This window comes from Citrobacter sp. Cf125 (genome assembly GCF_030333935.1).
GTDB classification, from domain to species: domain Bacteria; phylum Pseudomonadota; class Gammaproteobacteria; order Enterobacterales; family Enterobacteriaceae; genus Citrobacter; species Citrobacter freundii.
Map to the genome: position 1 here is coordinate 300,690 of NZ_JAOWEY010000025.1, position 22,044 is coordinate 322,733.

Genomic DNA, 22,044 nt, shown 5'->3' on the forward strand with positions numbered 1-22,044 from the left:
ATGATTGAGATTGAGAAAGTTTGCGTGGATTTTAGCGCAGGCCGTGGAGCATCAACCCGGGCGGTTGATGACGTTAGCTTGCGCATTGGCGCAGGTGAGATATTTGGCATTGTCGGGACCAGTGGCGCGGGGAAAAGTACGCTGCTGCGCACCCTGAACGCCTTAACGCGTCCGAGCCAGGGAAGCGTGAAGGTGAACGGCGTAGAAATTTCCGCACTGGAAGGCGTGCATCTACGTAAAGCCCGTCAGCGTATCGGGATGATTTTTCAACATTTTAATCTGATGCATACCCGTACCGTGGCGCAAAACGTCGCCTTTAGCCTGAAGGCTGCCGGATGGGAACGCAGTAAAATTGGCCCGCGCGTGAGCGAAATCCTGTCGCTGGTGGGGCTGTCAGACAAGGCGAACCGTTTTCCGGTTCAGCTCAGCGGTGGGCAAAAGCAGCGTGTGGGTATTGCCCGCGCAATTGCCAATCACCCGGATGTGCTGCTGTGTGATGAACCCACTTCCGCGTTAGATCTCGAAACCTCGGCCACGATTCTGGCGTTGCTTAAGCAGATCAACCAACAGTTAGGGATCACGATCGTGCTGATCACCCATGAGATGAACGTGATCAAATCCATTTGCGATCGCGTGGCGGTGATGTCCGGTGGCAAGGTGGTGGAGTCTGGTGAGGTGTTTGATGTTTTTGCTCACCCGCAGCACGCTTTCACTCAGCAACTGGTGTCGCATACCCTCAATCTGACGCTACCCGAGCGTCTGCGCCAGCATCTGCCCGGCCAGTTGCTGAAAATTCTTTTTATCGGCGATTCGGCAGAACAGCCGGTGTTGTCAGAAGTGGCGGTTAAATTTGGCGTGGCGGTGAACATTCTGCACGGCAAAATTGAATATATCGGCGAACGTGCGCTGGGGATTCTGGTGGTGCAACTGACCGCGCCGCATAACCCTTCTGCGGTGGATGTCGCCGTGGAACATATTCGTCAACGTACTGCACAGGTGGAGGTGATTCGTGGATGATTTATTGCCTGATTTGACGCTGGCGTTTAATGAAACCTTCCAGATGCTGAGCATCTCTACGCTGTTGGCGATTATTGGCGGTCTGCCGCTCGGTTTTCTTATTTTCGTTACCGACCGGCATTTATTCTGGCAAAACCGTTTTGTGTATCTGCTCAGCTCCGTGCTGGTGAATATTATCCGCTCGGTGCCGTTTGTGATCCTGCTGGTTCTGTTGTTGCCGCTAACCCAGTTTTTGCTCGGCAATACCATTGGACCCATCGCGGCGTCGGTTCCGCTGTCGGTAGCAGCAATTGCTTTCTATGCCCGTCTGGTTGATAGCGCGCTACGTGAAGTCGATAAAGGCATTATCGAGGCGGCGGAAGCGTTTGGCGCCAGCCCGATGCGCATCATCTGCACCGTTCTGTTACCGGAGGCGAGCGCGGGTCTGCTGCGTGGGCTGACGATAACGCTGGTGAGTCTGATCGGTTACTCCGCAATGGCCGGTATCGTTGGCGGCGGTGGAGTCGGCGACCTGGCGATTCGCTTTGGTTATTACCGCTACGAAACCCAGGTCATGATCGTCACCGTGGTGGCGCTGATTATTCTGGTGCAGGTCGTTCAGGTGCTGGGCGACTGGTTGGCGAAACGCGCAGACAAGCGCGACAGACATTGATTACTGTACGCTAAGCCAGTCAGCCACCTCCGGCCATGAGCCGCGAAAGACGATTTTCGCGGCTTTCTTTTCCAGCTGATAGCGATACATCGGGTCGTAATACTCGTTGAGCAACGGTACCAGCCAGCTCATATGCGCGTCGGTGCTGCCCGTTGCCTGCTGTTCGCGCAGAGCCACGTCGAGCAGGGTGGTCAGCTCGGCAAAACGTTGCAAACCCAGACGACGGCGGATAGCAAACAGACCGTGGTGCAGATACTCGCTGTACTCCTGCCAGCCCTGACTCTCGCCATAAGCGTGAGTGAAATCGTGGTGCATACGCACAAAATACTCTTCGCGCAGCCGCTCCAGCCGTAGCTCAAAAGGATCGTCCACCACCGCAATAGCGGCCTGGCTCATGCGTTCGCGCAAACATTCGGGCAGATGATTAGCGCCGATCATGCGGCCTTCGTCCTCAAGTACCCACAGACGCAGATCCTGACGGCTGTCGGTTTTCAGCATTTCGACCGCCAGCAGGTTTTCAAAGCTTGCCTGGCTCAGCTGCGGTTCAACGGTGCGACCAAATGAGGAACCGCGATGGTGCGCCAGACCTTCGAGATCCACACCGTTTGGCTGCTGTTGCACCAGTTGCGTTTTACCGTTCCCGGTACAGCCGCCAATTAAGACGATCGGTTTTTGCACCAACTCTTCAGTCAGTTGAATCACCGCCTGACGCAATGCTTTATAACCGCCTTGTATTAGCGGGTAGTCAGTACCGGACTCGTGCAACCATTGCTGCACAATGTGCGAACGCTGGCCGCCGCGCGCGCAGCATAAGTAGCCCGCAGGATTTTGACGACAGGCATTAAGCCAGGCCTTCATGCGTTGCTGGCGAGTCTCGCCACAGACCAGTTGATGGCCGAGCGCGAGGGCGGCCTCAGGCCCCTGACGTTTATAACAGGTACCCACGGCAGCACGTTCGTCATCGTTCATTAAGGGAAGGTTTATTGCGCCCGGCATGGCGCCCTGCTGAAATTCGACGGGGGCGCGTACATCGATTAAAGGCGTACCGGCGAGCAGAATTGCGCGATAGTCCGTTCCATCGTTCATGTTTGATCCTGAAAATACAAAACAGCAATGGAGGGGATTTTACGCGCCAGGAGAGGGGCCGGGGAAGGATAAAATCCATTCCCCGGCATTAATGGCTTATTTCAGCTTTGACTGCGCCCAGATAATACCGCTGGCATATTCCGGCGGCAGCAGGGGGATAAGCGCTTCCAGTGTCGCGCTAAGGCGCGCGGTATCGCTGTCGCTCAGGTTCAGGTGACCCACCTTACGCCCTTCACGCACTTCTTTGTCATACCAGTGCAGGTGTACCAGCGGTAGCTTCAGCCAGTCGTAGTTCAGGTCGCTACCAATCAGGTTTACCATCACCGAAGGATTATTCACCACCGGCGTAGGTAACGGCAGGTTGGTAATGGCGCGCAGGTGCAGCTCAAACTGGCTGATGCTGGCGCCGTTTTGCGTCCAGTGTCCGCTGTTGTGCACGCGCGGAGCCAGTTCGTTGATCAGCAGACCTTCCGGGGTGATGAAACATTCCATCGCCATCACGCCGACATAGCCCAGCTCCTGCATGATGGCGGAGAGCATCGCTTCAGCCTGTGCCTGCTGTCTGGCGTTAGCCTGCGGGAACACCACGCTGGTGCGCAGAATGCCGTCCTGATGCAGGTTATGGGTTAGCGGATAGAAAACGGTGCTGCCGTCATGCGCCCGAGCGCCAACCAGTGAGACTTCGCCAGAGAAGTTGATTCCCCGCTCGACGATGCACTCGCCATAGCAATCATCCGGCAGTTGTGCGGTTTCATTTGCGCGCAAACGCCACTGCCCACGACCGTCGTAGCCGCCGACGCGACGTTTGACGATCGCCAGCTCGCCGAGTTTGTCGAATACCGCAGACCATTCGCTTTTATCTGCCAGCAGTTGCCACGGCGCAGTCGCCAGACCGAGCTTGTCAAAAAGCTGCTTTTGCGTCAGACGGTCGGCAATAATCGGGAAGACGTCGCGGTTAACAAATGCCGGGTGGCGCGCCAGTTCGCGGGTGAGTGCCGTTTCCGGCCAGCGCTCAATCTCAGCGGTGATCACGCTTTGCTGAAAAGGGACAGCAGCCGGTTCAGCGTCCAGCCCGACGGGCCAGACCGCAATGCCCAGCGGCTCGCCGGCCTGACGCAGCATGCGTCCTAGCTGACCGTTACCGAGTACGCAGACCTGCTTCATGCCGCACCTCGCGGGTCCGGGTTTTCCAGCACTTCATCGGTTTGTGCTTTGCGCCAGTCGTCCAGACGCTGGTGTAATGCTTTGTCGTGTGTAGCCAGAATTTGCGCTGCCAGTAGGGCCGCATTGGCCGCACCCGCTTTGCCGATCGCCAGTGTTCCAACGGGAATACCGCGAGGCATTTGAACAATGGAGTAGAGGCTATCTACACCGCTCAACGCTGCGCTTTGCACCGGGACGCCTAAAACAGGCACCAGCGTTTTCGCCGCAATCATGCCAGGCAAATGCGCTGCGCCACCGGCTCCGGCAATAATCACCTGATAACCGTTCTCTTCAGCGCTTTCGGCGAAGCTGAACAATTTGTCTGGGGTGCGGTGGGCGGAGACGACTTCAACATGATGCGGAACGTCCAGGATTTCGAAGATTTCGGCGGCGAACTGCATGGTAGCCCAGTCGCTTTTGGACCCCATCACGATGGCGACACGCGCCGGATTATTGCGGGAAGACATGCGTCTGAAAACTCCTGTGGTGCACTACACTCGACTTTTGAGGCCACAGAGAATAGCATAATTAACCTTCAAGGAAAACGATTGCGCGATCTACACTTCACTCTTCAAGCTGCCTCTTTGTTGGCTGTATCGGCTCACCCCAGTCACTTACTTTTGTAAGCTCCTGGGGACTCACAGATTTGCCGCCTCGATGCAACTCGAATAGTTTTGTGTAAAGAGGAGCTGGATATCTGCAGAATTAAAACGGAAACGCGATCAGCTCAACGTCGCTGGGCGTAACTTTCACCATTGAGCCTTCGGTATGCCATGCGCCTAATACCACGCGGAAAGCGGGTTGCTCATTGGCCGTGAGTTCGTGGACAGCCGGACGATGTGTATGTCCGTGAATTAACCACTGGACCTGATGTTTTTCCATCTCGTTAATCACGGCCTGCGGATTCACATCCATGATTTCCAGCGATTTACTGCTGTTGGCGGCTTTACTGTTGGCGCGCATTTTTGCGGCAATGCGCTGGCGAACAAACAGGGGCAGGGCGAGAAACAGCTTCTGTAGCCAGGGTTGATGTACTTTGGCGCGAAACGCCTGATAGCCTGCGTCGTCGGTGCATAAGGTGTCGCCATGCATGATCAGCACCTTGCGGCCATACAGGTCGAGCACTTTTTCTTCGGGAAGCAAGGTCATGCCGCTCGCACGGGCAAAACGCTTGCCGAGCAGAAAATCACGGTTGCCGTGAATAAAAAAGCAGGGAACGCCGGAATCAGCCAGTGATTTTATCGCTGCGGCCATTTCATGATGCAGTGGATTCGGGTCGTCATCGCCAATCCAGGCTTCAAACAGGTCGCCGAGAATGTATAGCGCATCGGCATTGCGTGCATCGCCGGCTAAAAAACGCAGAAAACCGGCGGTGATCGCCGGTTCTTCTGTGCAGAGGTGAAGATCTGCAATAAACAGTGTCGCCACGATTACTCGCTGACGGTCACGTTTTCAATGATGACGTCTTCTTTTGGCACATCCTGGTGCATACCGCTGCGACCGGTGGAAACGCCTTTGATTTTATCAACCACGTCCATGCCTTCAACAACTTCAGCGAACACGCAGTAACCCCAACCCTGCATGCTTTCACCGGAGAAGTTCAGGAAGTCGTTGTCAGCAACGTTGATGAAGAACTGTGCGGTTGCGGAGTGCGGAGCCTGAGTACGCGCCATTGCCAGCGTACCACGGGTGTTTTTCAGACCGTTGTTCGCTTCGTTTTTGATCGCTTCTTTCGTGGCTTTTTGCTTCATGCCTGGCTCGAAACCGCCGCCCTGGATCATGAAACCGTTAATAACACGGTGGAAAATGGTGTTGTTGTAAAAACCTTCGCGGCAGTAGTCCAGGAAGTTTTTAACTGTTTCAGGCGCTTTATCATCAAACGTTTTGATTACGATATCGCCGTGATTAGTGTGGAAAGTAACCATTTTTGCATCCTGTTCCGATAGATTGGTGCTTCGACCCCGTCAAGGGTCAGAGTTAGGGGTGTGTTATAGCATAACCGCAAGCTGTGATCACCTCGCAAAGTGTGCTGCTTCCGGTCTAAATTATGGGTATTATACAGACTTTACTATCCACACACGTCTACACGGAATCTTCGATGTTAAAAATCTTTAATACACTGACGCGCCAAAAAGAGGAATTCAAACCTATTCATGCCGGGGAAGTCGGCATGTACGTGTGTGGTATTACCGTTTACGATCTCTGTCATATTGGCCACGGACGTACCTTTGTTTCTTTCGACGTCGTCGCGCGCTACCTGCGCTTCCTCGGCTATAAGCTGAAGTATGTACGCAACATTACCGATATTGATGACAAAATCATCAAGCGCGCGAATGAAAACGGTGAAAGCTTTGTCGCGTTGGTCGACAGAATGATCGCGGAAATGCATAGCGATTTCGATGCGCTGAATATTCTGCGCCCGGATCTGGAGCCGCGCGCTACGCACCATATCGCTGAAATTATCGAAATCACTGAGCAGTTGATTGCCAAAGGTCACGCTTACGTTGCTGATAACGGCGACGTGATGTTCGACGTGCCGACTGACCCGAACTACGGTCAGTTGTCACGCCAGGATCTGGATCAGCTGCAGGCGGGTGCTCGCGTTGACGTGGTTGATGTGAAGCGTAACCCGATGGACTTCGTGCTGTGGAAAATGTCCAAAGAAGGCGAGCCGAGCTGGCCGTCTCCATGGGGCGCAGGTCGTCCGGGCTGGCACATCGAATGTTCGGCGATGAACTGCAAACAACTGGGTAACCATTTCGATATTCACGGCGGCGGTTCGGACCTGATGTTCCCGCATCATGAAAACGAAATCGCGCAGTCCACCTGTGCGCATGACGGTGAGTACGTTAATTACTGGATGCACTCCGGGATGGTGATGGTTGACCGCGAGAAAATGTCTAAATCGCTGGGCAACTTCTTTACCGTGCGCGATGTGCTGAAATACTACGACGCCGAAACCATTCGCTACTTCCTGATGTCGGGTCACTATCGTAGCCAGCTCAACTACAGCGAAGAGAACCTGAAACAGGCGCGTTCTGCGCTGGAGCGTCTGTACACTGCACTGCGCGGTACCGACAAATCCGTTGCCCCTGCGGGTGGCGAGGCCTTTGAAGCACGTTTCATTGAAGCGATGGACGATGACTTCAACACGCCGGAAGCTTACTCCGTGCTGTTTGATATGGCGCGTGAAGTTAACCGCTTGAAGGGTGAAGATATGGCGGCGGCTAACGGTATGGCTGCGCATCTGCGCAAGCTCTCCAGCGTGCTGGGACTGCTGGAACAGGATCCGGAAGCGTTCCTGCAAAGCGGGGCGCAGGCGGATGACGGTGAAGTTGCTGAAATTGAAGCGTTAATCCAACAGCGTCTGGATGCGCGTAAAGCGAAAGACTGGGCGGCGGCTGATGCCGCGCGTGACCGTCTCAATGAGATGGGCATCGTGCTGGAAGACGGCCCGCAGGGCACCACCTGGCGTCGTAAGTAACTCTCTATATTGCCGGATGGCGGCTTACGCCTTATCCGGCCTACGATGGAATGATCGGTAGGCCTGATAAGCGTAGCGCCATCAGGCACTATTAATGACGTTTGTACCACCACAGCACACCCATCATCATAACGGCCGGCAGCCATACCCACATCAACTCCGAAGTTATTACCTGATGCCCATACGGTGTGGCGTAGCGTGATAGCGCAAACGGGGCGACTTTAATCACCTGCCACGGTGCAAAGAAGCGTTCATCCGACCATGGCCACAGCCAGCCGACGCCTTTGCCGCCTGTCGTAACGGAATCCAGCAGACTGTGTGACAGCAGTGAAACCGTCAGGAATAGCCAGCAGCGAATCAATCCCGCCTTAAACCATCGTCGGCCAATCAATACGCAGAGCAGCGGTACCACGAAGGCGAACAGCAGTGAGTGGGTAAATCCCCGGTGGCCAAACACATTGCCATAGGCGACACCGAACTTAAATGACAACACATCGGCATCTGGCAGCATAGCCAGAACGACGCCAGCAAACAGTAATCGTGGGGGGATGACTTTAAGTCCGAGACCTAACCCTAAACAGAGCGGAACGGCTGCGTGGGTAACAATAGTGGGCATGATGATCGCTTCGTGTGGAAAAACAACATGCTAACAGTTCACTGTGAAGCGGGGATGAAGTCATTATCTGAAAACGAGAGGGAGAAGTGGCCGGATACGGTGTTTACCTCATCCGGCACTTAGGGTCATGCCACGACGCTAATGCTGTGACCTTCAAAGCTCACGGTCTGTCCGGCAACGATTTTGCAGCGTTTACGCGTTTCAACAACACCATCGACCTTCACTAACCCTTCGCCAATAGCAATTTTTGCCTGGGCGCCGCTTTCGCTCCAGCCTTCCAGCTTCAGCAGATCGCAGAGTTCAACATGTGGGTGTTTACCCAGTGAAAATGTGGCCATCTTAAACGTCCTTTACATCATGATATTCAACACACGCCTGCAGCGTGTTTTCGATAAGTGTGGCGACCGTCATTGGGCCTACGCCGCCGGGGACCGGCGTGATATATGACGCGCGTGCGGCAGCATCTTCAAAGACCACATCGCCAACAACCTTACCATTCTCCAGACGGTTGATGCCGACATCAATCACAATCGCACCTTCTTTGATCCACTCGCCAGGAATAAAGCCCGGTTTACCGACGGCAACAATTAGCAGGTCAGCATGCTCAACGTGGCGACGCAGATCTTTGGTGAAGCGATGGGTAACGGTGGTGGTGCAGCCAGCCAGCAGCAGTTCCATGCTCATTGGGCGACCGACGATATTTGAAGCGCCAATAACGACCGCATTCAGGCCGTAGGTGTCGATGTTGTAACGCTCAAGCAGGGTCACGATACCGCGCGGGGTACAAGGACGCAGGCGCGGCGCACGCTGACACAGGCGACCGACGTTATATGGATGAAAACCGTCAACGTCTTTATCCGGTGCAATGCGCTCCAGCACTTTAACGTTGTCGATACCGGCAGGTAACGGCAGCTGTACCAGAATACCGTCGATGGTGGTATCTGCATTGAGCGTATCGATCAGCTCAAGAAGCTCCGCCTCGCTCGTGGTTTCGGGCAGGTCATAGGAGCGGGAGACGAACCCCACTTCGTCGCAGGCTTTGCGTTTACTCGCGACGTAAATTTGCGAAGCCGGATTGCTGCCTACCAGCACAACAGCCAGGCCAGGGGCGCGTAATCCAGCCGCTAAACGCGCCTGAACTTTTTGAGCAACCTCAGAGCGCACCTGCTGCGCAATCGTTTTACCGTCAATAATCTTTGCTGCCATCAGAGAGAGGATTCCGTCTGTTACGTTAAATCGAAGGGGATGCCACTATTTTGTCAGAAGCGGGACGTGCTGTCAGTTTTCGTTTGCGTTTTTATGTGCGCCAGGGCCGTCACGGGCTGCAAATGGTGTCAGCACAAAGGCTGAAGCCTTACGAATAAATAGTAAGCATGCTAATTAAAATTAACGTGAATGAAACATCTCATCACCCTGGGTTCTTTATGGGTAATGCTTCATAAACCAGACTGTTACGTACTATTACGGCGGCATTTAGGTAATATTAACCAAGACTTTTCTTAGATCCCATTAAGAATTAGCCAGGGCTATTAAAAGGATTTGCAGGTATTTTTCATTAATTGAAATGTTTAATTTATCGCTGTGACGAATAGTCATATTCGCGAAGGATAATTAGTAAATCAAATACTCAGGAGAGTCGGGGTAAAAGGTTAGCTAATTCTCTTGCGATATATATCTTTACAGGATGCAGAGATAATTAGCCTGACATTTAATGTCGATAATGAAAACGGATCCCGCAGGATGCTGGAGCCGGATGTGTGTAATTCAAGGGAAATCCATGAAACGTAAATTAATGACCTCTTCTGTTATTGCCAGCCTGATGTTAGTCGCAGGTGCTGCGGTTGCAGCCGATCCGGTAAGCGTGAGCGGCGGTACTGTGCATTTTGAAGGTGAACTGGTCAATGCAGCCTGTGCAGTCAGTACTCAGTCATCCGATCAGGTTGTTACCTTAGGCCAGTATCGTACTGCCAGTTTTGCCGCAGTAGGTGATACAACGGCACAAATTCCGTTCTCCATCGTGCTGAACGACTGTGACCCGAAAGTTGCCGCAACCGCAGCTGTGGCTTTCTCTGGTCAATCCGATATTACCAACAACAATCTGCTGGCTGTCACTTCTGCAGATAACGGTACCACTGCCAGCGGTGTCGGGATTGAAATTCTGGACAACACGTCCACCGCGCTGAAGCCAGATGGTGCCACCTTCTCTACCGCTCAGGCTCTGGTAGAAGGGACCAACACCCTGCGTTTCTCTGCACGTTACAAAGCCACTGCCACCAGCGCTACGCCGGGTCAGGCAAATGCCGACGCGACGTTCATCATGAAGTACGAATAAGCCGTTTTGATTTGCGCAAGGATGACGTTCGCCTCACTGGATGAGGCAATTTCCGGGGATGATGAAGGATGCGGCAGATGATAGGGAAAGGCGTGGCGCTGGCGGGAATGCTGTGCGTACTGCCTGTGTTTGCACATACGGTAATACTGGAAAGTGGCCGCCTTCACTTACGGGGGCAGCTCGTCAATGGTGCCTGCACGGTCGCTACTGACAGCCAAAATTTGCGGGTGCAAATGGGGCAGTATCGCACCAATGCTTTCTCCGGGACGGGGAGCTTTGCCTCTACCAGCGTGCCGTTTTCACTGCGCTTAACGTCATGCAGCTCCGATGTTTATGACCACGTTGGGATTGCGTTTGCAGGCGTGACGCCAGCGGAAGATCCGCAGGTTTTCCTTGCCAGTGGAGATGCGTCTGCGGCTTCGGGGATCGGCCTGGCGTTATTTGACCAGCGCCAACGGCAAATTATTCCGAACGCGCTGCCGCTTCATTATGCGCCGATTATAACGCAAGAGATGACGTTTCATTTCACTGCTCGTTATCGGGCTGTCTCGGAAAATATAACGCCGGGAACGCTTCGTTCAGACGTGTGGTTTACGTTGGTTTATCCCTGATTTATTTCCCAACGATAATCACACCAAAGGTATTTGTAGCTATGTTTAATTATCTAAAATCAGGTTTTATCCTTTTACTGTTCTTATTTCCTGTTGCCAGTGTTCAGGCTGCCGGAGGCATTGCATTAGGCGCTACCCGAGTTATTTATCCAGCCGATGCCAAACAAACGTCACTGTCTATTAGCAATAGTGATACCAAAGAACGTTACCTGGTCAATTCATGGATTGAGAATAGCGCAGGTGTTAAAGAAAAATCGTTTGTGGTTACGCCTCCGTTGTTTGTCAGCGAGCCCAAAAGCGAAAACACGTTGCGTATTATCTATGCAGGTGTTCCGTTGCCCAAAGATCGTGAGTCGCTGTTCTGGATGAACGTAAAAGCCATTCCGTCAGTCAATAAAAACAGTCTTGAGGGCAAAAACGTTCTGCAACTGGCGATTCTGTCCCGCATCAAGCTTTTCGTCCGTCCGAATAATTTGCCGCAAATCCCGGAAGATGCCCCGGGGATGCTGACGTTTTCCCGTTCCGGCAACCACCTGAAAATTAACAATCCGTCAGCGTATTACGTCACGTTGGTCAATCTCAACGTGGGGAAAACGAAGGTCGATAACGTGATGGTTGCACCGAAAAGCGATGCGCAGGTTCTGTTGCCAACAGGCGTGCAGGGCAACGTTACGTTCCAGACGGTCAATGATTATGGCGCTGTGACCCCGGCCCAAACGGTTAGCGTGCGTTGAGATAACGATGAATAAGACAACGTATTTTCCTGGCCTGTTTCCGGGGGTTACGCCACCGCTGGCGGGGGTGGCGTTGTCCACGCTGGCGGCGCTCTTTCCCTCTTTAAGCCATGGTGAAAGCTATTTTAATCCGGCCTTTTTATCTGCGGATACGGCAACCGTGGCGGATTTATCACGTTTTGAGAAAGGTAATCACCAGCCTGAAGGTGTTTATCGCGTGGATATCTGGCGCAATGATGAGTTTGTGGCTACTCAGGATATTCGTTTTACGACCAGCGCGGGTAAATCCGGGGAGAAGTCCGGTGGGCTGATGCCGTGCTTTGGGCTCGACTGGGTGAAGCGCCTTGGCGTCAATATCGCCGCGTTTCCGGCACTCAGTAAGGATGCGAACGATACCTGCATCAATCTACCTGAGGCGATTCCAGGCAGCGAGATTGCGTTTGATTTTTCTACCCTGCGACTAAACGTCAGCCTGCCGCAGGCGTCGATGTTAAACAGCGCGCGTGGCTATATTCCACCGGAAGAGTGGGATGAAGGCATCCCGGCCGCGCTGGTTAACTACAGTTTCACCGGCAGTCGCGGGAGTGATACGGACAGCTATTTCTTAAGTATGCTCAGTGGCCTGAACTATGGCCCCTGGCGCTTGAGAAATAACGGCGCATGGAGCTATTCCAAAGGTGACGGATATCACTCACAAAGCTGGAAAAACATCGGCACATGGCTTCAGCGCGCGATTATCCCGCTGAAGGGCGAGCTGGTGATGGGTGACAGCAACACCGGCAACGACGTTTTTGACAGCGTCGGATTTCGCGGGGCGCGGCTCTATTCCTCAGACAGTATGTATCCCGACAGCTTACAGGGCTACGCGCCTACCGTTCGCGGTATTGCGCGAACAGCGGCAAAGCTAACCATTCGTCAGAATGGCTATGTGATTTATCAAAGCTATGTTTCACCGGGCGCTTTCTCGATAACCGATCTCAACCCGACGTCATCCAGCGGTGACCTTGAGGTGACGGTGGACGAAAAGGACGGCAGCCAACAGCGCTATACGGTGCCGTACTCCACGGTTCCCTTGTTACAACGAGAAGGGCGTTTCAAATATGACGTGGTCGCAGGGGATTTTCGCAGCGGCAATAGCCAACAATCTTCTCCATTCTTTTTCCAGGGAACATTAATTGCTGGGTTACCAGAAGGCTACACCGCTTACGGCGGTACGCAGTTGGCCTCACGCTACACGGCGGTGGTTTTAGGCACCGGCCGAAACCTGGGGGACTGGGGGGCGGTTTCTGTCGATCTGACCCATGCCCGCAGCCAACTGGCGGATGACAGTACACACCAGGGGCAGTCATTGCGTTTTCTATATGCGAAATCGCTGAACAATTTTGGCACCAACTTTCAGTTGTTGGGATATCGCTACTCTACGCGTGGTTTCTATACCCTCGACGATGTGGCGTATCGCAGTATGGAAGGCTATGAGTACGAATACGACAGTGAGGGCAATCGCCACGATGTGCCCGATGTGAAGAGTTACCACAACCTGAGCTACAGCAAAAAGGGCCGTTTCCAGATAAACATTTCGCAGAATCTGGGGGATTACGGATCGCTGTATGTCTCGGGTAGTCAGCAAACGTACTGGAATACCTCAGACACCAATACCTGGTATCAACTGGGCTATGCCAGCGGCTGGCAAGGTATTAGCTATTCACTCTCCTGGTCGTGGAATGAATCGGTTGGCATCTCCGACACCGACCGTATTGTCGCGTTCAATATGTCAATACCGTTCAGCCTGCTGAGCGGACGGCGCTACTCGCGAGATAGCGCCTTCGATCGCACCTACGCCACCTTTAATGCTAACCGTAATAGCAATGGACAAAACAGTTGGCAGAGCGGGATCGGCGGTACGTTGCTGGATGGACGCAACCTGAGCTACAGCGTGAATCAGGGGCACAGCAGCACCAATGGCTACAGCGGAAACGCCAGTGCCAACTGGCAGGCGGCCTATGGCACGCTGGGCGTGGGATACAACTACGATCGCGATCAGCATGACTACAACTGGCAACTCTCTGGCGGCGTGGTGGGGCATGCGGATGGCATTACGCTCAGTCAGCCTCTGGGTGATACCAACGTGCTGATTAAAGCGCCTGGCGCACAGGGTGTGCGGATAGAAAACCAGACCGGCGTTCAAACCGACTGGCGTGGATACGCGGTGATGCCGTATGCCACCGTCTATCGCTATAACCGTGTCGCGTTAGACACCAATTCCATGAACAACAATACCGATGTGGAAAATAACGTCAGCAGCGTAGTGCCAACGCAAGGGGCGCTGGTGCGAGCGGCGTTTGATACACGAATCGGTGTGCGGGCGCTGATTACCGCCAAACATGCCGGTAAACCCGTGCCGTTTGGCTCTATTGTGCGGGAAAACACCAGTGGCGTGGCCAGTATGGTGGGCGAAGACGGGCAAATTTATCTCAGTGGTCTGCCGCTAAAAGGCGAGTTGCTGATCCAATGGGGGGAAGGCGCAAACGCTCGCTGCGTGGCGCGCTATGCCTTGCCTGAGGAGAGTCTGAAACAGGCGGTGACGCTCACGAATGTGACGTGCGAATCTCCAACGGCACGACAGGAATAATACGATGAAAAGACAAACGGGTTTGTTACTGGGAAGCGCTTTACTGCTGATGGCCCATTCGTCATGGGCGACGGTCTGCCATAACTCGAATGGCACGCCAACGGATGTTTTTTACGATTTGTCGAATGTCTTTAACAGCAGCAACAACCAGCCGGGACAGGTGGTAACGTTACCGGAAAAATCGGGCTGGATTGGCGTGAATGCCACCTGTCCGGCCGGAACGTCGGTGAATTACACCTACCGAAGCTATGTCACTGAACTTCCGGTGCAAAGTACCGAGGGCGGTTTTCAGTATCTGAAGCTCAATGACTACCTGCTGGGAGCCATGAGCATCACCGACAGCTATGCCGGGTTGTTTTATCCTCCGCGTAGCTATATCCGTATGGGGACTCACCCCAACGTACCTAAGCAGCAGCCTTTTGGCGTAATGGATTCAAAGCTGGTGTTTAAACTCAAAGTGATCCGCTCGTTTATTAACATGGTTCCGATTCCGCGTCAGACGATGTTCAGCGTCTATGTCACGACCAGTACCGGAGATGCGCTAAGCACGCCGGTGTACACCATCAGCTACAGCGGTAAGGTGGAGGTTCCACAAAACTGTGAAGTGAACGCCGGGCAGATTGTTGAGTTTGATTTTGGCGATATTGGCGCATCGTTGTTTAGCAAGGCGGGGGCAGGAAACCGGCCCGAAGGCATTAATCCGCAGACCAAAACCGTGGCGATAAAATGCACCAACGTCGCCGCACAGGCCTACTTGACCATGCGTGTAGAGGCTGAGAAAGCCACCGGACAAATGATGGTTTCTGACAACCCGGATTTAGGTTTTATCGTCGCCGATAGCAGTGGTAACCCGCTGACGCCTAACAATTTGTCCAGCAATATCCCATTTCAATTGGATGATAACGCCGCAGCCAGGGTCGGTATTCGGGCATGGCCGGTCAGCGTGACGGGGAATAAACCTACCGAAGGGCCTTTTACGGCTCGTGGTTATCTGCGAGTGGATTATGACTAACAAGCAAACGCCATTCGCAGGGGCGCTTCTGGCGATGGTGTCCCTGCTAACATTCAGTTCGTTGGGCCATGCCGCCTCGTCGCTGGGGGAAATCAATATTGAGCTGCGTGGCAACGTGGTGGACTTTACCTGTGCGGTGATTGCCAGCGACAGCAATAAGTCGGTGGAGTTGGGGACCTGGCCGACAAAGCAGCTTCAGACCAGCGGAGATACCACTCAACCGGTCGCGTTTACGCTGAAGCTTGAAGGTTGCCCGCCGGGATCCGCATCGATAACGTTTTCCGGTACTCCGGCTCCGGGCACGACGCTGTTGGCGCTTGATGATGCGGTCATGGCGCAAAAGGTGGCGATTGAACTGCACGACAGCGATCGTACGCGATTACCGCTCGAACAGGCGAGCCAGGCCGTGGGGATTGATGAGAACGGCAATGCCACGCTGACCTTTTTCGCCAACTATATCGCGTTAGCCGATGGAGTTCAGCCTGGCGTCGCCAGGGCTGATGCCACGTTTATGATTAACTATAACTAATCAATAAGCTGACAAAACGCTCCCGAACGACATCTCGCCGGGAGTGTTATTACATTAACTCATGCATTTTTGCATAATCGATCAGCTCAACGATGGTGTGCAACCCGAGCTTGGAGTAGATATTCGCCTTGTGAGCGCTAATCGTTTTATTGCTGAGTAACAACTGTTCAGCAATTTCCTTATTGGACAGACCGTTTGCCAGATAACGCAAAACCGTAACCTCGCGGTTAGAGAGCGGCATGTCATTCAGCACACCTTTTTGTGCGTTTATATTGTTAATGAAATTAAGGGTGTCCGACGGGAAAAAAGAATATCCCGATAAAATCATTTTTACTGCATTGTAGATATCATTGAGATCCTTTCGTTTACTGACAAAACCATTTGCACCGGCCCGGATAGCACGCCCGGCATAAAAAGACTCCGATTTGGAAGAGAGAAACAGCACCCGAGTTTTCTCCTGCAGAGACTTTATTCTCTTGAGTAATGTAAATCCATCCGAACCAGGTAGTTCAATATCCAGGATGACAAGATCGACCGGGTATGTGCGCAGGTGTTCTATTGCCGTACGGCTGTCGTCGGTTTTCAATACTACCTGAATATTACTGTTTTTCTCGAGTAGTACTTCTATCGACATTCTGACAATAGGGTGTTCGTCCATAATGATAACGGATGCTGGTTTCATTGTTGTATGCCTCAAACTGTTTGCGTATCTTGCGAATTTGATAAAACATCAGGCGTTATAATATTGTCAAATAGCCAAGAGTTGTTCTGCGGGAAAACCGAATAAATATTATTTCATCCTTGTTTATTCGGTTGTTCTTCTGCAGAACAATGAATTTGTGGAAAATCCATTTCACACCGGGAAAACTAACAATTAATCAGGAAACTGTGGGGATTATACCTGCTCTGTTCTTTCGGAAAAGACTTACAACATCCCGGTTGTTAATGTCAGTTAGGATATTCTGAAAGATCCAGATGTGTTAATGACTATTGGTATTATTTATCTGCAGTTCGAATTATGGCAGATTGAAAATTTTTTTTAAATAGTAAAAACGATACAATAAACCAATTGTTTAGGTTTTGTTAAGGCTGCAATTAGGCTTTTTTATATTGAAATGCACAGAATCAGTAAGGTTAAGTGTGACAGTGGCACCAAGCATAATACCAGGAATAGTTGTAAATATTAAATATTTGTAAAAATTAGATCTTTTTTCTTATTCAAGAATAAGTAGTTTCCTAAAAAATCTTATCGCACATAGGGTTATGGTGTTAAATTAAATGAAGAGAGGTAACGTTGAGGCGGTGTATCAGATGCAAAAAGCGTTGTCTGCTGGGTAACCCCAGGCGCGTAATCAATTGGTTCAGGCGATAGATGATACGGTGGTAAGGTTGTGTTTGTAACAATGCAATCTTTTTTAAGGAGTTACCTTGTAAAAGTAAGGCAATCATCTCCCAATCGAGCTGATTTATGCGTCTGGAATGAATATAGTCAGGAACCGGCGATAATAAGGCGTGACGCACCTCCGGAAGGCGTAAATTGCGTGATAGGATATAAAATGGACCGGATAGTGAAATAAAGGTAGTCAGGTCTTCATCACGACTTGAAAGCATTATGAAGATCTGGATGTCATTACGCTGCTTAATTAGCTGGCGCAAACGTTCAAGTATATCGAAATAGGGGAGTGTTAAGCTTTCTATGTCAATCACTAACTGGCTAATTACTGGTTCTTGCATGCTGGGTAAGGCCGACTCAACGCTCTGGAAGACCGCCGTACGTGTGCCTGAGAATAAATGTCGACTTAACGCATAGGCCAGGTAGTAGTCTGTTGTAATTATCGCCTGAGATATAGTGTCGTCCGGTAATGTGTATTCGAGTTTTTGCGCCAGATACTCGAGCCTGTCAAATACTTGTGAGGTACAGTGGGGATATTGCCAGGTACAGTTAGTGTTTCGTATGCGGCGATAGCGGTCCCGGCGTTTTGCGCTGTGCATCCTTTTCCATTCCATTTCTGTTGCGGCAGGTCTGGATAAATTGCTGACTATAAACATCCCTGACCCAAATTTTTGCCAGCGTAAAGGTCAATGTCCTTGTGCCGTTGGGTTTCAGTACTTCAACAATCATCAGACTGGCAATTGCGTATCCCATCAGAATAATCTGCCGGAAGTTTTCTGATGTCTTACTCAATGCCCAAAAGATCGTTTTATCCAGTTCAACCTCTCTCTGATATTAGATAAAATATTACCGGGTGTGTCTTTCTGTTACCCCGGAAATAGTATGGCTGGATTATTCTGGCAGTCTGCGGATAGGTACAGTAGGAGTCGATACTTAATCGAGGATGAGATATTTCTCAATAAAAATTAGGCAGAGATACCCCGTCTAATTTTGTAGAAAATTCAGATGGGCGCGGATGTATCTTAAGAATTGCTGATCGTTTTTCACATGCAGCTTTTTCATTATGCCGCGGCGGGTCGCTTTGGCCTGAAGATCGCTTATTGAGAGTAGGTGAGCCGTTTCGGCTAAGGTATACCCGCTGGCGAGAAACATTAAAAACTTGCGTTCGTCGACAGAAAAGTTGCGGGTAGTGCAGTAATGGCAGATAGTTGCAGGCACGTTGTTGCGCAGCGCACGTTTTTGCAGGATGGGGACTAATTTTTTAGTCATTTCCTCAACGTCATCTTCCCGATAGATCAACGGCAACATGTACAGGCAGGGCCGGAACATCAGCTTATCTTTATCATTTCTGTTGCAGATGACAACCCGGTGTTGGCGGCGGGTATGGATCGGAATCTGATAGCAATCGGCGCTGAGCCAATCTTCATCCAGGGAGATAAACGCGATGTCAGCGCGATCGATATTCTCGACAGGTAAAAAGCAGATCTCCTGATGCCACTGATTTGACAGATGGGAGATGATGATTTTCAGTCCATGTTCGAAGTGACTGTTTTCTTCCTTGATGGCGATACTTAACATTAAAGAGTTCCTGAACCACTGGAGGGGTAAGGGAATGTTAAGCAAAATCATAAATATTCTAAATACATGTATCCTTAAATCTGGCGTTTCGTGGGCTGAGTTGTTACCAGGTGATTTCCTGGATACCCTTGAACAAGCAGAAAAAATCAACATTCGTACACTTCGCCAGCAACTGAAATAAAAGGCATTGACTCAGCAGGCGCTGACCGTATAATTCACGCGTTTCATCTGCATGAAGTAATCACTTCGCAATGCGCCCTTAGCTCAGTTGGATAGAGCAACGGCCTTCTAAGCCGTAGGTCGTAGGTTCGAATCCTACAGGGCGTACCATTCAAAGTTAGTCCCTATGCTCAGCTTCAACGCACCGTTACGCGCGGGACGGTTTTTCTGCTTCCAGCCAACGTTCTACCTCATAAAGACTTTGTTGGATCTCCTCTCTGAGTGAAAAATCACCCAACGGCTGCTGTTCAAGTGCTACACACATCGTGCTGGCTGAGCGCATTCCCATGCTGGCGCAGCTGCTTTTGAGCTGATGTGCCAGACGTTTTATCTGCTCGCGCTTATTTAAATCTCGCGCCGTGTCAATTTCATCTAATAAAGGAAGGGCGTGTTGCTTAAAGAGCGCTAACCATTCGTGCACCTTTTGCCATCCCATGACCTGGATATCCCCAGCCAATTGCTGAAAATCTAACCGTTTGTTGTTATTGTCTGATGCAAGCGGGAGAGACTCGTTGGCGTGCAGATAATGCGTAATAAGTCGACTGAGTTCATCCCGGGGAACCGGTTTTTGAATAATGCCGAGAAACAGGGTGCTGGTTCTTTGGTTTAGTGTTTCGTCGATGACGTGTGCGCTAAAGCCGATCAGGTTAAGTGCCGGATAGTCGTGGGCTAACTGCTGTGCCAGCGTGATCCCGTCGATATCAGGAAGATCGAAATCAACCAGAGCAGCATTAAAGCTGGCATCTTCCCGCAACAGGCTTAACGCCTCCTCGGCACAGTCGACAGCGGTGACCTGTGCGCCATTGAGAGTGAGCATTTCTGTGCTGATGCGCTGCGTAAGAGGATTATCCTCGATAAGCAATAAGCGTAAGCCCTGTAACGATATGGAGCGTTGTGCGGGTTTAATGACGGGCATTGTGGTTGCCCGCAATGGCAGACGCAGCTGGAAACAACTCCCGACGCCGGGTGTGCTGGTAACGCTTAGCTCTCCCTGCATTGCCTTGGCGAGACTGGCGCTGATGGTGAGTCCGAGCCCGGTTCCTCCGCGTTTACCGCTTACCTGAACGAACGGCTGAAAAATATCGTGCTGACGGGCAGGGTCAATTCCGCATCCTGTATCCTCAACCTCAATATACCAGTCCTGATCTTCACGCCGACTACGCAGGATAATGTGTCCTCGATCGGTAAAGCGTAGTGCGTTGTTTAATAAGTTAGTAATGATTTGCCGGATACGGCGCGGATCGCCACGCAGGGAAGCGGGAACGTCATCGGCAAAATCCGCAACCAGCACGACCGGGCGACCGCTAACGCGGCTGTTCATGAGTTGAAGCGTACTTTCCAGCAAGGGTTTGGGTTCAAAAGGCTCATCGCCTATCGCCACATTCTTTCCACCGGCTTCGATGGCGGAATAGTCGAGGATATCGTTGAGGATGGTCAGCAGAGACTCGCCCGAGTCGGTGATTGCGCGTAGATTTTCCCGATGCTGTGCCAGGGCTGGATTGTCTGAGAGCAACTGCGCAGTGCCGAGGATACCATACAACGGAGTGCGTATTTCATGACTCATGGCGGCAAGAAACGCCGATTTTGCCTGGTTAGCTTTTTCAGCTTCTGCACGGGCCTGCCGGTGTTCAGATACCATAGAATGCAGCTCGGCGGTGCGAGCTTTAACCTGTGCGGCCAGATGTTTGCGATGGTTATTGAGGGCGTGAACGCTACTGCGAAAGGCATCCATCAACCGCCCGATGGTATCCAGCTCGCGAACGCCTGCGGTTTCCGGAAAGGGGGAGTCAATATCCCCCTCAAGTAGACGCTGCAACGCCTGGGTTTGCTGTGCCAGTGGGCGTGTGACTGAGCGATAAACCACACGCCAAAGTATAAGAATCAGCAAACATAATGACACGCCACCTAACAGCAGCAGCAAGTGTTGCCCGCGCTGGCTGGCCTGTTTGAGATGCGCGAGTCCGCTTTGATTGCGTTGGCCGATGATTTCCACCAACTGGCTGACTTCGCTACTGAAACGGGTAAATTGTTCGATATTATTCTGCGATAAGATCTGCAATTGGGTCGTGAAGTCATTATCCTGGCGATACAGGGACAGCAGCTCAATATAACGGCTAATCGTATTGACGGTGTCGGCCACCTGAGTGCGCACCACTGGATCTTCAATACGTATTTGTCGGCGGTGAAGCACTCTGACGGCGGCATTCAACTGGCTTTCCAGCGCAGCCAGGTTATTCTGCGCCTGGTTATTCCCCAGATTCATCACCATTTGCTGCACGCGTAGCGCGCTCAGGCGCAGCTCATTCATCTGGTTATAATATTCCAGATCGATATCGATGAGCCTGTCCAACGCGTGTTCAGCCGCTTGCCCCTGATGACTCTCAATTAAATCATAAATGCTTGCCTGCGTGGCGCCCGCCGAAGTAGCTGCATTGCTGGCCTGGCCGCGCGCCATTTCGGCAACGTCAGCGGTGGCCTCAATAATTTTCTGGCTAAGTTGTTGCTGTTGAGCGCGTAATTTCAGGCGTTCGCCAACCATCTCCCCCTGATGGCTTAACGACTGGGCGATCTCTTTTTCCTGTTGTTCAATGGCCGAGGTATCAAAGCCCTGTTCACGAAGAGTTTTGAGTAATGTGGTTATTTTCAGACTCTGGGCGGTTAGCATTCTCCCCTGAGCCAGCCACATATTTTCATTGTCTGCAGTGGTTAGATTTTGTGCTGAAAACAGTTCCCAGGCACTGGCCTCGCTGAGCTGGCGTGCCATATCCATGGTTGGAATTAGCGCCTGGGTATTGGCCTGCTCAACCTGGCTGACAAAACGCAGGTTATACCAGCCTGTCAGCGTACTGATAAGAGTCAGTGCCGCCATCAGCGCAAAGCCTATCCACAGTCGTTTGGTCAGAGATAAATTCACTGTCTGGTCGCCACAGATTAAAAAGGTTGAGTCCA

22 protein-coding genes and 1 tRNA gene are annotated in these 22,044 nt (G+C 51.8%); 10 read left to right on the forward strand and 13 right to left on the reverse strand.

What is annotated here, in order from left to right:
• Together sfbB and OGV89_RS18130 are read left to right on the forward strand one after the other, a co-directional pair.
• The gene (gene sfbB, locus OGV89_RS18125; protein WP_003021864.1) at positions 1–1,017 is read left to right on the forward strand and encodes a virulence-associated ABC transporter ATP-binding protein SfbB; all 1,017 of its coding nucleotides are present in this window, start codon (positions 1–3) and stop codon (positions 1,015–1,017) included.
• The gene (locus OGV89_RS18130; protein WP_003021866.1) at positions 1,010–1,669 is read left to right on the forward strand and encodes a methionine ABC transporter permease; all 660 of its coding nucleotides are present in this window, start codon (positions 1,010–1,012) and stop codon (positions 1,667–1,669) included. The genes sfbB and OGV89_RS18130 overlap by 8 nt, the downstream gene beginning before the upstream one ends.
• Here OGV89_RS18130 and mnmH read toward each other — a convergent pair whose 3' ends face one another.
• The 5 genes from mnmH to ppiB form a co-directional block, all read right to left on the reverse strand.
• Positions 1,670–2,755: a tRNA 2-selenouridine(34) synthase MnmH gene (mnmH, locus tag OGV89_RS18135; protein ID WP_193339346.1), complete on the reverse strand. Its 1,086-nt coding sequence runs from the start codon at positions 2,753–2,755 to the stop codon at positions 1,670–1,672. It lies immediately after the preceding gene.
• Positions 2,756–2,851: 96 nt separating this feature from the next.
• Complete coding sequence (gene purK, locus OGV89_RS18140) at positions 2,852–3,919, reverse strand: 5-(carboxyamino)imidazole ribonucleotide synthase (RefSeq protein ID WP_003835757.1); 1,068 nt, start codon at positions 3,917–3,919, stop codon at positions 2,852–2,854.
• On the reverse strand, positions 3,916–4,425 hold the full coding sequence (purE, locus tag OGV89_RS18145) for a 5-(carboxyamino)imidazole ribonucleotide mutase (RefSeq protein WP_003835756.1): 510 nt from the start codon (positions 4,423–4,425) through the stop codon (positions 3,916–3,918). The genes purK and purE overlap by 4 nt, the downstream gene beginning before the upstream one ends.
• A gap of 238 nt (positions 4,426–4,663) precedes the next feature.
• Positions 4,664–5,386, reverse strand: a complete 723-nt coding sequence (gene lpxH, locus OGV89_RS18150) for a UDP-2,3-diacylglucosamine diphosphatase (RefSeq protein ID WP_048216735.1) — start codon at positions 5,384–5,386, stop codon at positions 4,664–4,666.
• Positions 5,387–5,388: 2 nt separating this feature from the next.
• A complete protein-coding gene (gene ppiB, locus OGV89_RS18155) occupies positions 5,389–5,883 on the reverse strand; it encodes a peptidylprolyl isomerase B (protein ID WP_003021875.1) in 495 nt (164 codons plus the stop codon).
• A gap of 173 nt (positions 5,884–6,056) precedes the next feature.
• On the opposite strand from ppiB, the gene cysS reads away from it, so the two are divergent.
• The gene (gene cysS, locus OGV89_RS18160) at positions 6,057–7,442 is read left to right on the forward strand and encodes a cysteine--tRNA ligase (protein ID WP_003831109.1); all 1,386 of its coding nucleotides are present in this window, start codon (positions 6,057–6,059) and stop codon (positions 7,440–7,442) included.
• A 91-nt stretch (positions 7,443–7,533) separates the two neighbouring features.
• Here the strand turns inward: cysS and OGV89_RS18165 are convergent, their stop codons facing one another.
• From OGV89_RS18165 to folD, 3 genes are all read right to left on the reverse strand, one after another.
• Entirely contained in the window at positions 7,534–8,058 is a 525-nt protein-coding gene (locus OGV89_RS18165; protein ID WP_003835753.1) for a metal-dependent hydrolase, read from the reverse strand.
• Positions 8,059–8,183: 125 nt separating this feature from the next.
• Entirely contained in the window at positions 8,184–8,396 is a 213-nt protein-coding gene (gene ybcJ / locus OGV89_RS18170; RefSeq protein WP_003021885.1) for a ribosome-associated protein YbcJ, read from the reverse strand.
• Between the two features lies 1 nt (position 8,397).
• Positions 8,398–9,264 (reverse strand): bifunctional methylenetetrahydrofolate dehydrogenase/methenyltetrahydrofolate cyclohydrolase FolD, encoded by an 867-nt coding sequence (folD, locus tag OGV89_RS18175; RefSeq protein WP_003021887.1) that lies wholly within the window; start codon positions 9,262–9,264, stop codon positions 8,398–8,400.
• Positions 9,265–9,835: 571 nt separating this feature from the next.
• Here folD and fimA point away from each other — a divergent pair.
• The 6 genes from fimA to sfmF all read left to right on the forward strand — a co-directional run bounded on the left by fimA (position 9,836) and on the right by sfmF (position 15,905).
• Positions 9,836–10,390 carry a type 1 fimbrial major subunit FimA gene (gene fimA / locus OGV89_RS18180; RefSeq protein ID WP_003835752.1) on the forward strand — a complete coding sequence of 185 codons (555 nt, stop codon included), beginning with the start codon at positions 9,836–9,838 and terminating at the stop codon, positions 10,388–10,390.
• 77 nt (positions 10,391–10,467) lie between these two features.
• Complete coding sequence (gene fimI, locus OGV89_RS18185; protein ID WP_003847496.1) at positions 10,468–11,001, forward strand: type 1 fimbrial protein subunit FimI; 534 nt, start codon at positions 10,468–10,470, stop codon at positions 10,999–11,001.
• A gap of 41 nt (positions 11,002–11,042) precedes the next feature.
• Positions 11,043–11,735 carry a type 1 fimbria chaperone FimC gene (gene fimC, locus OGV89_RS18190; RefSeq protein WP_003835750.1) on the forward strand — a complete coding sequence of 231 codons (693 nt, stop codon included), beginning with the start codon at positions 11,043–11,045 and terminating at the stop codon, positions 11,733–11,735.
• A 7-nt stretch (positions 11,736–11,742) separates the two neighbouring features.
• Positions 11,743–14,364 (forward strand): fimbrial biogenesis usher protein, encoded by a 2,622-nt coding sequence (locus OGV89_RS18195; protein WP_121539809.1) that lies wholly within the window; start codon positions 11,743–11,745, stop codon positions 14,362–14,364.
• Between the two features lie 4 nt (positions 14,365–14,368).
• The gene (fimH, locus tag OGV89_RS18200) at positions 14,369–15,376 is read left to right on the forward strand and encodes a type 1 fimbria D-mannose specific adhesin FimH (RefSeq protein ID WP_003847494.1); all 1,008 of its coding nucleotides are present in this window, start codon (positions 14,369–14,371) and stop codon (positions 15,374–15,376) included.
• The gene (sfmF, locus tag OGV89_RS18205) at positions 15,369–15,905 is read left to right on the forward strand and encodes a fimbria assembly protein (protein ID WP_003021899.1); all 537 of its coding nucleotides are present in this window, start codon (positions 15,369–15,371) and stop codon (positions 15,903–15,905) included. Before fimH ends, sfmF begins: the two co-directional genes overlap by 8 nt.
• Positions 15,906–15,954: 49 nt before the next feature.
• Here the strand turns inward: sfmF and fimZ are convergent, their stop codons facing one another.
• The 4 genes from fimZ to fimW form a co-directional block, all read right to left on the reverse strand.
• Positions 15,955–16,587 (reverse strand): fimbria biosynthesis transcriptional regulator FimZ, encoded by a 633-nt coding sequence (fimZ, locus tag OGV89_RS18210; protein ID WP_003021902.1) that lies wholly within the window; start codon positions 16,585–16,587, stop codon positions 15,955–15,957.
• 587 nt (positions 16,588–17,174) lie between these two features.
• Complete coding sequence (fimY, locus tag OGV89_RS18215; protein WP_003021904.1) at positions 17,175–17,897, reverse strand: fimbria biosynthesis regulator FimY; 723 nt, start codon at positions 17,895–17,897, stop codon at positions 17,175–17,177.
• Complete coding sequence (locus OGV89_RS18220; protein WP_127785952.1) at positions 17,848–18,051, reverse strand: hypothetical protein; 204 nt, start codon at positions 18,049–18,051, stop codon at positions 17,848–17,850. The genes fimY and OGV89_RS18220 overlap by 50 nt, the downstream gene beginning before the upstream one ends.
• A 231-nt stretch (positions 18,052–18,282) precedes the next feature.
• Complete coding sequence (fimW, locus tag OGV89_RS18225; RefSeq protein ID WP_044699458.1) at positions 18,283–18,876, reverse strand: fimbria biosynthesis transcriptional regulator FimW; 594 nt, start codon at positions 18,874–18,876, stop codon at positions 18,283–18,285.
• 253 nt (positions 18,877–19,129) lie between these two features.
• Here fimW and OGV89_RS18230 point away from each other — a divergent pair.
• Positions 19,130–19,206, forward strand: a tRNA-Arg gene (locus OGV89_RS18230).
• Positions 19,207–19,243: 37 nt separating this feature from the next.
• Here the strand turns inward: OGV89_RS18230 and torS are convergent.
• Positions 19,244–22,009 carry a TMAO reductase system sensor histidine kinase/response regulator TorS gene (gene torS / locus OGV89_RS18235; protein ID WP_286559067.1) on the reverse strand — a complete coding sequence of 922 codons (2,766 nt, stop codon included), beginning with the start codon at positions 22,007–22,009 and terminating at the stop codon, positions 19,244–19,246.
• Positions 22,010–22,044 lie beyond the last annotated feature (35 nt).

Excerpts from the sequence above, each read along its gene's own strand:
- ybcJ (WP_003021885.1), bottom strand. The coding sequence starts at position 8,396 with ATGGCCACATTTTCACTGGGTAAACACCCACATGTTGAACTCTGCGAT.
- sfbB (WP_003021864.1), top strand. The coding sequence starts at position 1 with ATGATTGAGATTGAGAAAGTTTGCGTGGATTTTAGCGCAGGCCGTGGA.
- ppiB (WP_003021875.1), bottom strand. The coding sequence starts at position 5,883 with ATGGTTACTTTCCACACTAATCACGGCGATATCGTAATCAAAACGTTT.
- OGV89_RS18195 (WP_121539809.1), top strand. The coding sequence starts at position 11,743 with ATGAATAAGACAACGTATTTTCCTGGCCTGTTTCCGGGGGTTACGCCA.
- mnmH (WP_193339346.1), bottom strand. The coding sequence starts at position 2,755 with ATGAACGATGGAACGGACTATCGCGCAATTCTGCTCGCCGGTACGCCT.
- fimC (WP_003835750.1), top strand. The coding sequence starts at position 11,043 with ATGTTTAATTATCTAAAATCAGGTTTTATCCTTTTACTGTTCTTATTT.
- fimH (WP_003847494.1), top strand. The coding sequence starts at position 14,369 with ATGAAAAGACAAACGGGTTTGTTACTGGGAAGCGCTTTACTGCTGATG.
- folD (WP_003021887.1), bottom strand. The coding sequence starts at position 9,264 with ATGGCAGCAAAGATTATTGACGGTAAAACGATTGCGCAGCAGGTGCGC.
- purK (WP_003835757.1), bottom strand. The coding sequence starts at position 3,919 with ATGAAGCAGGTCTGCGTACTCGGTAACGGTCAGCTAGGACGCATGCTG.
- fimZ (WP_003021902.1), bottom strand. The coding sequence starts at position 16,587 with ATGAAACCAGCATCCGTTATCATTATGGACGAACACCCTATTGTCAGA.
- OGV89_RS18165 (WP_003835753.1), bottom strand. The coding sequence starts at position 8,058 with ATGCCCACTATTGTTACCCACGCAGCCGTTCCGCTCTGTTTAGGGTTA.
- OGV89_RS18220 (WP_127785952.1), bottom strand. The coding sequence starts at position 18,051 with ATGGGATACGCAATTGCCAGTCTGATGATTGTTGAAGTACTGAAACCC.
- fimI (WP_003847496.1), top strand. The coding sequence starts at position 10,468 with ATGATAGGGAAAGGCGTGGCGCTGGCGGGAATGCTGTGCGTACTGCCT.
- fimY (WP_003021904.1), bottom strand. The coding sequence starts at position 17,897 with ATGCACAGCGCAAAACGCCGGGACCGCTATCGCCGCATACGAAACACT.
- fimA (WP_003835752.1), top strand. The coding sequence starts at position 9,836 with ATGAAACGTAAATTAATGACCTCTTCTGTTATTGCCAGCCTGATGTTA.
- purE (WP_003835756.1), bottom strand. The coding sequence starts at position 4,425 with ATGTCTTCCCGCAATAATCCGGCGCGTGTCGCCATCGTGATGGGGTCC.
- fimW (WP_044699458.1), bottom strand. The coding sequence starts at position 18,876 with ATGTTAAGTATCGCCATCAAGGAAGAAAACAGTCACTTCGAACATGGA.
- cysS (WP_003831109.1), top strand. The coding sequence starts at position 6,057 with ATGTTAAAAATCTTTAATACACTGACGCGCCAAAAAGAGGAATTCAAA.
- sfmF (WP_003021899.1), top strand. The coding sequence starts at position 15,369 with ATGACTAACAAGCAAACGCCATTCGCAGGGGCGCTTCTGGCGATGGTG.